Below are 11,993 nucleotides of genomic sequence, written 5' to 3'. Positions count from 1 at the left end.
TCTGAGGTTATTAACCAACGGCTTTTGGCAGGATTTTTTCCACTTCGATATGCGGACGCGGAATAACATGCACAGAGACCAGTTCGCCCACTTTGAGTGCTGCCGCAGAACCGGCATCAGTCGCCGCTTTAACCGCGCCAACATCGCCGCGCACCATTACCGTAACCAGCCCTGAACCTATTTTTTCATAACCGACCAACGTGACATTGGCAGATTTCACCATGGTATCTGCCGCTTCAATTGCAGAAACCAGACCTTTTGTTTCAACCATACCTAATGCTTCTTGTTGCATAAAAACCTCGAATAATGAGTGGGGACGTTAATTAACGCAGGCGTTATTAATACAGACCGCCAGCCCGCGTATGTTTATCCTGCCGGCAAATTCTTCACGCAGGATGATAATAAAGATTTCATGACCAAATGTTTTGCCCGCCAGCCGGACTTTCTTGTTATTTCTTCAGGGAGCCGGACAAGAAAATCTCTCTGTTTTCTTATTTATTCATTCACTGTCTGTGCGTGACAAATTGCCAGCGCATCCAGCGCAATCATTTTTTCTTCATCAGTCGGGATCACCGCCACATAAGGAGAGTTTTGTGGCGATATCACACCGGCCCTTCCGCCGCAGGTTTGCCGGTTTTTATGTGAGTCCAGCTTCAGCCCCAATACGCCAAGGCGTTCAAGCGTCAGTTCCCTGATCAGCGCCGAATTCTCACCAATCCCGCCGGTAAAGATCAGAGCATCAAGACGTTTCAGAGATGTCAGATGCGCACCCAGATGGCGTGCCAGCCGGTGAACCATCACATCAATCGCCAGTGTCGCCCGCTTGTCGCCCTGGCTGCGCGCATCCTGTAACGTGCGGCAATCGCTGGAAAGACCGGATATCCCGAGCAGGCCGGACTGGTTATTCACCATTTTGTACAGCGCGTCGATACTCTGGCCGGTACTGGCCGCGATATGCGCCGCTGCACCAAAATCCAGATCGCCGCAGCGCGTACCCATCACCAGCCCTTCAAGCGGCGTCATGCCCATCGAGGTATCCACGCTGCGTCCGTTCTGCACCGCACATACCGAAGAACCGTTGCCGAGATGGGCAATCAAAATGCCGTGATCTTCAGGGTCAAGCTCCAGCATGCTCAGCGCTTCGCCCGCAATATAACGGTGAGAGGTGCCGTGAAAACCGTAACGCCGCACCTGATAACGCCGCTGATATTCCAGCGGGATCGCATAAGTGTACGCCGCCGCAGGCAGCGTCTGATGAAACGCCGTGTCGAACACCGCGACCTGTGGCACCAGGGGCAACAGTGCAATGGCCGCTTCGATGCCGGTCAGATTAGCCGGGTTATGCAGCGGTGCCAGCGCCGACAGTGTGCGGATTTTTTCAATCACTTCAGACGTCAGGCGTACCGAATGTTTGAATTCGCTGCCGCCGTGGGCGACACGGTGTCCGATGGCCCGCACCACTGGCAGCCACCGACGTTCAGTCAGTTCCCTGAACAGCACTTTCAGTGCGCAAACATGGCTGGCTTCACTCAGCGCGACGCGGGTTTTCTGCCCGTGGCAGTCTTTCAACGTCATGCTGGCATTATCCAGCCCCAGCCTTTCTGCCAGTCCGGAGAGAACCGGCGTGCCCGTCTCAGACGCGATCAACGAAAACTTCAGCGAGGATGACCCGCAATTGATAACCAAAACCAGTGAACCGAAGGACATATTGACCCCTGTTAATCATTTTCAGTTATGAGTGCGAAACGGGCTGTGCTGAAACGGCGCAATGTATTGCGTGCAACCGTCAGATCCTGTTCCACCGTGCCACCACTGATGCCAATCCCGCCAAGTAACACGCCCTGTGACCAGCACGGTAAACCGCCGCCAATGCAGCAAATACCGCTCTGATGCTGCAACCCGTAAAGCGCTGCGCCCGGTTGGATCTGCACGGCGAGTTGGTGAGTGGACATTTTCAGCACCACGGCTGTCAGCGCTTTTTCGGGCGCAAGGCGGTGGCTTACCAGCAATGCATTCTCCATGCTGAAAAAATACCGCTGATGCCCGCTGGCGTCGGCCAGGCTGAATACCACCGGCACACCAATGGCCTGCGCTTCTTCTTGCGCAAACCGGGCCAGCAACGCACAGTCGTCAAGGGTCAGCGCATGCCGTTGTCCGGCTTGCTGTCGGGAAATGGCCGCGCTTATCCAGCTGTCCAATTGTTCAGACATAGGGGTTCCTCAGGAGAGATCCTGTGGATCGACAATGCCGACCACGGCTGCATCAATCACAGAATGCGCTTTGCTGTTGCTCATACGCGCTGAACTGCCGGTGGAAATAATGACGATTTCGCCATTTCCCGCACCGACGAAATCCACCGCCACCTGAGCACTGCCGGTGGGCTGATAATGCTCATCAAGCCGGGCAACCATCAGTAATTTGGCCCCGTTTAACGAGATGTGTTTGGTGGTAGAGACCAGCGCACCGGTCACTTTTGCCAGATACATAACTCCTCCCCTTTCACCGGATCACGGTGATGTTCTGTCGGCGAATTTCATCCTGCGCAGCAGGCGTAATCAGTGTGTTGCGGCCAATGCGTAAAACGTCTGTCACGCGGTGAAGACGGATATCGTTCAGCGTGATCAGCCGTTTTTGACAGACGTTTTCTCCGCTGCCCGTTACCGCGATGCCGTATTGCCTGAGGGTGTCGATGTATTGCTCCAGCCTCACCTGCAATGGCAGCGCAAAGCCACTGTCACCGAGATGCATAAGTTCAGGGTTCAGGGTGACTATCACCGGCGTCTTAGTGCTCAGTGCATGGAAAACCTGCACAGTCGCGAGATTGTCGCGGATACCCAGCGCAATTTTGCTCAGGCTGTTGGTGGAAAGTGCGGGTAAATACAGACTGTCGACAACCTCAGCGGTCAGCGGAGCAAAATCATCAGCGAGGTATAACGGATCGATGTCAGGCAGTAATGCTGCTTTCAGGCCGGACTGGCTCGCACTATGTGAAAACGCCACACGTAGCGCATAACCCGCATTGTCCAGTGCCCGCAGGCTTTGCAGCGTCATCGGCAATGTCGTCAGATCGTCCCCGCTGATCAGCACACGCACGGTTTTGCCTCCGGCCTTCAACGCAGCACGCTTGCGCACCAGTAAACCGGCAATTGACCGGTCGATCAGGCGAGATAAACGCTGGCGTTCTCCAGGAGTCACAGGTGAGACCCCCGGCCAGACCGGAATACCAGATCGCCGTTGCGCAGCCCCAGGCCATTGGCTTCCTCCACATCAATATGCAATTCCAGCACCGCACCGGCGCTGATCCGCACCAGAACGTGGCTGAGAATGCCCGCACGTTGCCCCTGTGCCTCTAAATCAATTTCCATACCCTCGCGCAGGCCGTAGCGTGCCGCTTCCTGTGGCGAAATATGAATATGACGCCAGGCGACAATTGTTCCCTGTGATTTACTGACGCGCCCTTTCGGCCCGACAAGTTCAATACCCGGTGAGTTTTCCAGGTCACCGGACATTCTGACCGGGGCCTTCACCCCGAGCACAAAACCATCGGCTACCGAAATCTCGATCTGCGTGGTGCTGCGCAGCGGTCCGAGCACCCGGACATTCGCGATTTCGCCTTTCGGGGTGCGGAGTGTCACGGTTTCTTCAGCAGCAAACTGACCGGGTTGCCTGACTTTTTTCAGGCATGTCAGCGTCGAGCCGTAACCGAAAAGAACATCCATATCTTCACGGCACAGATGCACGTGACGGTTAGAAATCCCGACCGGCACGGTAAACTGCGGTGCAGGGTATTCGCCGGTTTCAGCGATACAGGAAAGCAACTGGTCTATATCCCGCCCGCAAGGCGTGTAAGGGTTGGAGGCAGTGCAACCATCCGCTAACGCGGTTTCTGTCAGGGACAGACGCATTGTTTCAAATACGGCTAAATCCGTGCCGAGCTCTCTTAACGTGCGGGGAATACCAAACTGCAGATTGAGCTGACGGATTTTCTCCACCAGTTGGGAAATCATCTGTTGCGGTTCAGCGGGGGCAATACCCGGAATCATCCTGGCACACTGGCAGTAACGGGCAGTGGTTTCGGGTGAGGCGTGCGCGGCGTTAAATTCAATGACTAACGGCAACAGCATGGCGTTAATTTTACCGTGCGCAATATGCAACATGCCGCCGACAGCATGCGCCATACCATGCACCAGCCCCAGTCCCGCCGAGTTAAATGCCATGCCCGCCATACAGGAGGCATTATGCATATGTGTACGCGCTGCGACGTTTTTTTCATCAGCATAAATCTGCGGCAGAGACTGCCATGTGATGGCAATGGCTTTTTCGGCCAGGGCGTCGCTGAAATCATTGGCACCCGTTGAAACCAGCGCCTCGATGGCATGCGTCAGCACGTCCATTCCGGTATCAACGGCGATATGCCGCGGTAGACTCAGCACCAGTTCCGAGTCGAGAATAGCGGTATCCGGCACCAGCGCCTGCGAAACCAGCGGATATTTGCGGCCATTCTGCGGGTCGGAAATGATCGCGTAAGAAGTCACCTCGGACCCGGAACCGCTGGTGGTAGGAATGGCAATCAGCTCAATGCTCTTTGACTGACCGCCAGTCTGCTGATAATGGTCTTCCAGCGTGACCCTGATACCTTTGGCGGCATCAAGGGATGACCCCCCGCCCAGTGCAATAATCACATCCGGCCTGAAGGCTTTAAACTGCGCCGCCCCCTCCAGCAAAATATCCGTACCCGGATCCGGTCTGACCTTGCCGTATATCGATACCGTTGCCTGCGGCATCTGGTCAGTCACATACGCCGTTCTGCCCGAAGTCAGCATAAATTCATCCGTGACGATCGCGACTTTTTTGTTATTCAGGCGGCTTAACACGTTGACTGACCCGTTGCCAAAATATACCCGCGGGCTGGAGAAAAATTCACTTGCCATTATTTCAGCACCCTTACTCAGATTAGCGGCATACGAAATGCAGCGTAAAAAAGATGCCGTTAACCTAGCATTCACTGCCTGAAAGGGGATTGCGCACGGTTGTGCAGGTGAAGGACTTTTTTGCTCTGTTGTTTTCAGGGCAGGCAAGAAAATGCAAGGTGGAAAATTTTTCCCGGAGAAAATCGCAAAAACTTTTGCATTAAATTGACACATTTTGTTATGTTATCACATATCAAAACACGCAAAACGGTGTACAGGCTTAGGGAATGACACGCAACAGGACGCAAAACACTGAACCGGTGCTCGCCGTGGAAGGATTGACAATGCGGCTTGCCGGTGAAACACGCATCAGCGGGCTGAGTTTCAGCATCGGTGCCGGCGAGCGCGTTTGCCTGCTGGGCGCTTCCGGCTCCGGTAAATCGCTGACTGCCAGAGCGGTCACCGGCACGCCGCCTGCGGGTGCAATACTCAGCGGCAGCATTCGGGTGAATGGCGTCGAGGCGTGCGGAATACATCCGGTGTCACGCTGTATGACCAGCCGCGTCGCTACCGTTTTTCAGGATTCCTCTACCGCGCTGAACCCGCTGATGACACTCGGGAAACAGTTGCGTCTCGCCCTGCCCGCTGCCAGCGAGGACCAACTCCGCGCGATGCTGGATGCCGTAGGGCTGGGCGATATTGCGCAATTTTACACCCGCTATCCGGCAGAACTTTCCGGCGGCCAGCGCCAGCGTTTGTGTCTGGCGCTGGCCATGCAATCCACGTCTTCGCTGCTGGTAGCGGACGAGCCGACCACCGCGCTCGACGTGCTGACCCAGCAGCAGGTCTTACAGGCTATGCGTAACGCCTGCGCCAGCCAGCCATCGCCCCGTGCGCTGTTGTTTATCACCCATGATATTGCCGTCGCCGCGCAGTTATGCGAACGCGCACTGGTGATGGAAAACGGCGTACTGGTGGAATCTGCCGGTATGGCGCAGTTGCTCAGCCATCCGCAACATCCTTATTCCCAAAAACTGGTTCACGCCGCAAGACAGGCCGCCGTGTTGCATCAGAATACCGGGTCACGGTACGGGGTTGCCGTCTGATGGAACCTTCACTGCCTCGGGTCACCGGACCGTTTCTGCATCTGCAAAATATCAGCCGCCATCTCACCCTGCCGGGTTCTTTCTGGCGCACGCAGCGCACTGCCCTTTTTGAGGATCTGTCGCTGCGTATCGGCCGCCATGAAACCCTCGGGCTGGTCGGCGCGTCAGGCTGCGGAAAATCCTCCCTGCTGAGGATCCTGCTGGCACTCGAAGCGCCCGACAGCGGCGATGTGTATTGCGCCGGGGTCAGGATCCGTCCCGGTTCTGCGCGTTCTCTGCGCGAATACCGGCAGCGTGTACAGTATATTCCACAGGACCCGGCCAGTTCGCTGCCGCCGGTTCAGACCCTTTATCAGATTATTGCCGAGCCGCTGAAACGCCTCGGGTTTAGCGGTGATATTCGCCTGCGCGTGAGCGAGGTGATGGCGCAGGTTCACCTGAGCGAAGGGTTAATGTCGCGTACGGCAGGTGAACTCTCAGGCGGACAGGCGCAGCGGCTGGCGATCGCCCGCGCGCTGGCGATAGGCCCGCAATTTCTGGTCGCCGACGAACCGGTCAGCGGGCTGGATATGCCGCTGCGCAGGCAGGTCAAACAGTTATTGCATCAGGTGACCCGGCAAAATGGCATGGGCCTGCTGATGGTCACGCACGATATTTCGATGGTCGCCGGGCTATGTGACCGTTTGCTGGTGATGCACGGCGGCAAAATTGTAGAAGACCGTGCCACACAGGATGTTTTGCACACCCCGGCCCATACGCATACCCGGCAACTGCTACAGGCCATTCCTCATTTACCTTTAACTGTTAACGGATAACCGGATGCTGACCCGATCCATTGCGCGCACTTCCGCGCCCAAACCGCCGCTGCTGCTCGCCAGCAGTCTGGTATTTAACATTGGCTTTTATGCCGTGGTGCCGTTCCTGGCGATTTTTCTGCGCGATGATTTATTGCTTTCCGGCTGGGCGATCGGGCTGGTGCTGGGCCTGCGGACATTCTCGCAGCAAGGGATGTTTTTGCTTGGCGGCGCACTGTCTGACCGCTACGGCGCACGGGTGATCATTCTCTTGGGCTGTGTGGTCCGTATCGCCGGTTTTCTGCTGCTCGGGCTTTCCGACACGCTGGCACCGGTTATTCTCGGCGCCTGCCTGACCGGCATCGGCGGCGCACTGTTTTCTCCTTCGATTGAAGCCCTGCTGGCGCAGGCCGGAACGCACAGCGAAAAAGCCGGAAAACGCAGCCGGGCTGAATGGTTTGCGCTGTCCGCCGTGTGCGCTGAACTGGGCGCGGTGCTGGGGCCATTACTCGGATCGCTGCTGTCCGGTTATGGTTTTCAGCCGGTGGCGCTGGCCGGTTCTGGCCTGTTTCTGATTGCATTGCTGGTGTTGTTTTTCACCCTGCCCGCCACGCCAAAACGCGCCGCTGAACTGAAAATTGCGCCCTGGTGGCAGACCTTCCGTCAGCCGCGTTTTGTGGCCTTTATCATTGCCTACAGCGCTTACCTCTTCAGCTACAACCAGTTATATCTGGCGCTGCCGGTGGAATTGCGCCGTTCAGGTGGCAGCGAACAAGATCTCGGGCCGCTGTTCGTACTGGCCTCGGTTCTGGTGATCGTTCTGCAAATGCCGCTGGCGCGATTTTCCCGCCGGATGGGTGCCGCTCGGATTTTACCTGCCGGCTTCGGATTGCTGTCATCCGCGTTTATCGCCGTGGCGCTGTTCGCCTGGACGGTTCCGCCGGAAGGCTGGTTGCGGCTGCTGCCTTCCGTATTGCTGATTACTCTGCTGACTGTCGGACAGATGCTGATTGTGCCGGTCGGCATGGATCTCATTCCGCGCTTTGCCGGGCAACATAATCTCGGCGCGCATTACGGTGCGCTGTCGTCAATGGGCGGCATTGCGGTGCTGACGGGGAATTTCCTGCTCGGCGGCCTGCTCGATAACGCCCTGACGCCCTCTCCGGGCGCAGTGATCCCGTGGCTGGCACTGGCCGCCGTTCCCTTTTTAAGCGCGCTGGCGATGTGGCGAATCTGCCGCCAGTTGCCTCCTCCTGCAATCTGACAAGGAATTTGTGATGTCTCTGAAACATGTAAGCCCGCTGGCCGGGCTGCTTTCTGCTGCGCTTTTACTGACCGGATGCTTCAGTGAAACCGATAAAAACCCCGGCAAAACTGCGGATCAGCGCCTGCGGCTGGTGATGTTACAACCGCCGCGTTCCGGCTTGACGCCGCTCAGCGACGATGCGTTTAAACTTTCGCGCTGGAGTACGACAGAGACGCTGGTGACGCTCGATAAACTCGGCGAAGCGCAACCGGCGCTGGCGACAAAATGGCAGCAAACCGGTAATAACAGCTGGCGTTTCGAGCTGCGCCATGGCGTCAGATTCCACGACGGCAGCCTGCTTGATGCCGCCACCGTGGTAAATGCCCTGACCGTCGCCGCTCATGCCGCGCCGAAACCACGCATTCTGGATGGCGTGCAACTGACCGCCGTAGCGGACGGCGAACAGGCTGTTAGGGTGACCACCGCACAGCCGGATCCGTTGCTGCCACAGCGGCTCTCCAGCCCGCAGCTGGCTATCCTTTCGCAAAAAGCCTACCGCCCCGGCGGCGTGGTGGATCCGCGCCATGCCGGTTCCGGCCCGTTTGAACTGATGCAGGTGAACGGCACCAGCAACGCCCGGCTGGAACGCTTCGGCGGTTACTGGGGCGAAAAGGCCAAAGCCAGCGGCATTGATGTCAGTTTCGTGCCGGACGGCACCGCACGCGGCGCGGCGTTACGCACCGGCGCGGCAGATATTGTCGAGGCCATTCCGGTGTCTCAGGCCCCGTTGCTGGATCAGACGCTCATCCATGAAGTGCCAATGCCGCGCACTAACACGCTGTATCTCAATACGCGGCTTGGAGTGATGCGGGATCCCGCGCTGCGTGCTGCCGTTCGCGACGCCATTAACCGCCAGCAACTGGTGGATAACGTCTACGAAAAACGCGCCGATGTGGCACAGGGGCTGCTCGGCCCGGCATTACCGTGGGCCGCACCACTGCGCCAGCCCGTAAGCCCTCCGGTGGCCGCCCGTAAACCGGCTGGTGAAACCATCACCTTAGCAACCTTCAGTGACCGTGCCGAACTGCCGGAGGTGGCAGTGTATCTGGCACAGCAACTGACGGCAGCCGGTTTTAGCGTGAAACAGGTGGTGCGCGAATATTCACAAATCGAATCTGATGCGCTGGCGGGCAAGTTCGATGCGTTTATTTTATCCCGTGCCACTGTGCTGGATTCCGGTGACCCGGTGGCGTACATGTACAGTGATTTTGCCTGCAAAGGCTCGTTTAACATTGCGCAGCTTTGCCGTCCTGATATCGATCAGGCCCTGCAAAAGGCTTCCGTTATTCCGGCAGGTGCTCAACGCCGTCAGGCGATCATGCAGGCTGAAAATCTGATCCTCGCCACGGATGCCGCCATTCCGATGTTGCATGAGCGGGTGATTCAGGGCGAATCGGCAGACATCCGTGACGCGGTGCGCGACCCGCGTGAACGCACGTTAATCAATGCCGCGACACAGCGCGTGGTGCAGGCCGACTGATGAGTGAATCTCTGTATTGCCGCACCTGCGCGGGCGTCAGTCGTCTGCGTATGAGTCAGACCCGTGGCGCAGGGGTGCCGCTGATTTCTCGCTGGCTGACGCTTGCCACCATCGTGGTGTTGACCGGCCTGCTGCCGTGGTTGTCGGGCAGTGATCCGGCGCTGTCATTGCTGCGCGCACGCTCCGGCGAACAGGAAGCCACGCCGGAAGCGCTCAACGCGATCCGCCTGTCGCTCGGGCTGGATCATGGGCCAGGGTACGCACTCACGCACTGGCTTGGCGGATTACTGAGCGGTGATGCGGGCGTTTCCTGGGTGTCTGGTCTGCCAGTGTTACCGGGCCTGCTGCAGGCAACAGGTGTTTCACTTACGCTGATGGCAGCTTCCGCCGGCGTGGCGTTTCTGATTGCGCTGCTGTTATGCGCAGGGACACTGATTGGTGGTTTACAGGGCAGAGTGCCCCGGCCCGCGGGTTTTCTGGCGGCGCTGCTAACGGCGCTACCTGAATTTTTACTGGCGTCGGTGCTGCTGATCACCGGCGCTGTCTGGCTGAAACTGTTCCCGCCTTACGGGTGGACCGGCTGGCATAACGCGGTGCTGCCTTCGCTGGCGCTGGGCATTCCGGCGGGCGGTTATCTCGGGCGACTGTATTCCGATGCCCTCAGCAGTACCTTTAATGAAAACTGGCTGACCACCTGGAGTGTACTGGGAATTTCACGCCGCCATACCGCACTGGCCATTATCCGGCGCACATTGCCCGGCGTGATACCTTTAACCGGACTGGTGCTGGTATCGCTGACCGGCGGCGCAATCGCGGTGGAAAAAGTCTTTGCGATACCGGGCATCGGGCGCGCTACCCTGGGCGCGGCGGCAGCCGGCGATTTACCGGTGTTACAGACCGGCGTGCTGACCCTGCTGTTGCTGGCTTGCGTGATCGGCATGCTGACGGGCGGCATCCGGCGGATATTACTGGGCCGCGCGTTGTCATTGGCCGCAGTACCCGTTCCGCAACCGGTAACCCTGCCTGAAAAACAGCGGGGATGGTTACCATTGCTTTGTCTGAGCGTTTTAGTGGTTATGGTTCTCGCCGGTTTGCCGCGCGATCCGCTGACATCAGCGTATCTGCGCCTGCAATCGCCCTCTCTCGTTTTACCCTTTGGCGCTGATGCTATGGGTCGTGACCTTCTCGCACGTGTGGCACATGGCACAGTCAATACCTGTTTGCAGGCGCTGATGGTTTCACTGATTTGTCTGTTCGCAGGCGTGATTGCCGGCGCTTTCCCCCGTGCGATGACCGGCCCGATTGAAATCACTAACGCGCTGCCACCGGTCATTGCCGGTCTGGTGATCGCCGCCATCAATGGTCCGACCGCCACCGGCGCGGCAATTGCCGTCACCGCCGTCAGCTGGGCACCGCTGGCGGCACATACTGCCGCGCTGGTGGCCGAAATCCGCGCAAGGCCATATATGCAGATGCTTGAGGTCATTGGCGTAGGCGCACTGCGCCGTAATGTATTTTATGTGTTTCCTGCGCTGGCCGGTCCGCTGTTACGTCACGCCCTGCTGCGTTTACCGGGCATCGCGCTGGCGCTGGCATCCTTAGGTTTTCTCGGGCTTGGTGCCCCCCCGCCCGCGCCGGAATGGGGACGCGTGCTGGCCGAGGGTATGCCTTACATCGAGCGGGCGGTGTGGAGCGTACTCGCTCCGGCCGGGGCACTGGCGCTGTTGTCTGTAATGATGGTGACAATGAGTAATTTACGTTGGAAAAACCGCGCTCAGCAGCCAGGAGCGCGGCATTAATAACTTTTCGACTGAGCTATCCAATATTGAATTTTCAGTTCAGGAGAGCATGGAATAAGCTCAGCAGGAATATCGGGTTTCTGTAAAAAGTCTCTGATAAAAGTTTTGTCACTTCAGGAAGACAATTATTGCGGATTGCTTCTATGTGTATCCCACCTCATTACGTGCGGCATTTTTCCGGAAAAATTTACAAATTAACAGTAAAATAAATAACCTCAGCTTATATGAATAAACTTATTAGAAACATCTAAAAAATATATATTATTAACTTTATAACATACCCCGGAAGACATTATTTTAAAGCGTTAATCATATATCACTTTTATCGTGGATGTTTTTGAGTAGAATGGCGCAGGCTTTAAATTTGACTTAAGTAACATTTGTTTTTTATTCATTCCGATAATGATTTAACACAATGGATTAGTTTAATAACCCATGAACAGGGTTTCGGTGAAGCAGCTGCGTTGTGCCAAAAGGACTTAAACGATGAGCATTCAGGAATACATTCTTGCTGGCAGTAAATTACCGGTCCACAACCATTACCAGTTAAGACTTAAACGGCTGGAATCCCGGCAGCCCGGCGTTGATATTTCGGTGC

11 protein-coding genes are annotated in these 11,993 nt (G+C 56.9%); 5 read left to right on the top strand and 6 right to left on the bottom strand.

Translation table 11 applies throughout. The annotated features are described in order from the left end of the window. Positions 1–10: 10 nt before the first annotated feature. From grpH to EVX52_RS25720, 6 genes are all read right to left on the bottom strand, one after another. Positions 11–292, bottom strand: a complete 282-nt coding sequence (grpH, locus tag EVX52_RS06755) for a propanediol utilization system shell hexameric protein GrpH (protein ID WP_095925478.1) — start codon at positions 290–292, stop codon at positions 11–13. Positions 293–495: 203 nt separating this feature from the next. Beyond that, a complete protein-coding gene (tdcD, locus tag EVX52_RS06750; RefSeq protein ID WP_129990925.1) occupies positions 496–1,707 on the bottom strand; it encodes a propionate kinase in 1,212 nt (403 codons plus the stop codon). Positions 1,708–1,718: 11 nt separating this feature from the next. Next, positions 1,719–2,210 carry a heme-binding protein gene (locus EVX52_RS06745; RefSeq protein ID WP_129990924.1) on the bottom strand — a complete coding sequence of 164 codons (492 nt, stop codon included), beginning with the start codon at positions 2,208–2,210 and terminating at the stop codon, positions 1,719–1,721. A gap of 9 nt (positions 2,211–2,219) precedes the next feature. Continuing rightward, positions 2,220–2,486 carry a EutN/CcmL family microcompartment protein gene (locus EVX52_RS06740; RefSeq protein WP_129953719.1) on the bottom strand — a complete coding sequence of 89 codons (267 nt, stop codon included), beginning with the start codon at positions 2,484–2,486 and terminating at the stop codon, positions 2,220–2,222. Positions 2,487–2,499: 13 nt separating this feature from the next. Continuing rightward, positions 2,500–3,195 (bottom strand): flavoprotein, encoded by a 696-nt coding sequence (locus EVX52_RS06735; protein WP_129990923.1) that lies wholly within the window; start codon positions 3,193–3,195, stop codon positions 2,500–2,502. Continuing rightward, entirely contained in the window at positions 3,192–4,931 is a 1,740-nt protein-coding gene (locus EVX52_RS25720) for an iron-containing alcohol dehydrogenase (RefSeq protein ID WP_205952640.1), read from the bottom strand. Before EVX52_RS25720 ends, EVX52_RS06735 begins: the two co-directional genes overlap by 4 nt. A 266-nt stretch (positions 4,932–5,197) precedes the next feature. On the opposite strand from EVX52_RS25720, the gene EVX52_RS06725 reads away from it, so the two are divergent. The 5 genes from EVX52_RS06725 to EVX52_RS06705 are packed head-to-tail and all read left to right on the top strand — an operon-like array spanning position 5,198 to position 11,395. Then, a complete protein-coding gene (locus EVX52_RS06725) occupies positions 5,198–6,016 on the top strand; it encodes an ATP-binding cassette domain-containing protein (protein WP_129990922.1) in 819 nt (272 codons plus the stop codon). Further along, complete coding sequence (locus EVX52_RS06720) at positions 6,016–6,831, top strand: ABC transporter ATP-binding protein (protein ID WP_129990921.1); 816 nt, start codon at positions 6,016–6,018, stop codon at positions 6,829–6,831. Before EVX52_RS06725 ends, EVX52_RS06720 begins: the two co-directional genes overlap by 1 nt. 4 nt (positions 6,832–6,835) lie before the next feature. Beyond that, a complete protein-coding gene (locus EVX52_RS06715) occupies positions 6,836–8,074 on the top strand; it encodes an MFS transporter (RefSeq protein ID WP_129990920.1) in 1,239 nt (412 codons plus the stop codon). Between the two features lie 13 nt (positions 8,075–8,087). Further along, on the top strand, positions 8,088–9,596 hold the full coding sequence (locus tag EVX52_RS06710; protein ID WP_129990919.1) for an ABC transporter substrate-binding protein: 1,509 nt from the start codon (positions 8,088–8,090) through the stop codon (positions 9,594–9,596). Continuing rightward, the gene (locus tag EVX52_RS06705; protein WP_129990918.1) at positions 9,596–11,395 is read left to right on the top strand and encodes an ABC transporter permease subunit; all 1,800 of its coding nucleotides are present in this window, start codon (positions 9,596–9,598) and stop codon (positions 11,393–11,395) included. Before EVX52_RS06710 ends, EVX52_RS06705 begins: the two co-directional genes overlap by 1 nt. Positions 11,396–11,993 lie beyond the last annotated feature (598 nt).

It is taken from the genome of Rahnella sp. CFA14(1/10), assembly GCF_004195095.1.
GTDB lineage: Bacteria > Pseudomonadota > Gammaproteobacteria > Enterobacterales > Enterobacteriaceae > Rahnella > Rahnella perminowiae.
This window is presented reverse-complemented; position numbering and strand designations above follow the sequence as displayed.

Coding starts and splice junctions, on each gene's coding strand:
- EVX52_RS06710 (WP_129990919.1), top strand. CDS start 8,088: ATGTCTCTGAAACATGTAAGCCCGCTGGCCGGGCTGCTTTCTGCTGCG.
- EVX52_RS06720 (WP_129990921.1), top strand. CDS start 6,016: ATGGAACCTTCACTGCCTCGGGTCACCGGACCGTTTCTGCATCTGCAA.
- grpH (WP_095925478.1), bottom strand. CDS start 292: ATGCAACAAGAAGCATTAGGTATGGTTGAAACAAAAGGTCTGGTTTCT.
- tdcD (WP_129990925.1), bottom strand. CDS start 1,707: ATGTCCTTCGGTTCACTGGTTTTGGTTATCAATTGCGGGTCATCCTCG.
- EVX52_RS06715 (WP_129990920.1), top strand. CDS start 6,836: ATGCTGACCCGATCCATTGCGCGCACTTCCGCGCCCAAACCGCCGCTG.
- EVX52_RS06705 (WP_129990918.1), top strand. CDS start 9,596: ATGAGTGAATCTCTGTATTGCCGCACCTGCGCGGGCGTCAGTCGTCTG.
- EVX52_RS06725 (WP_129990922.1), top strand. CDS start 5,198: ATGACACGCAACAGGACGCAAAACACTGAACCGGTGCTCGCCGTGGAA.
- EVX52_RS06745 (WP_129990924.1), bottom strand. CDS start 2,210: ATGTCTGAACAATTGGACAGCTGGATAAGCGCGGCCATTTCCCGACAG.
- EVX52_RS25720 (WP_205952640.1), bottom strand. CDS start 4,931: ATGGCAAGTGAATTTTTCTCCAGCCCGCGGGTATATTTTGGCAACGGG.
- EVX52_RS06740 (WP_129953719.1), bottom strand. CDS start 2,486: ATGTATCTGGCAAAAGTGACCGGTGCGCTGGTCTCTACCACCAAACAC.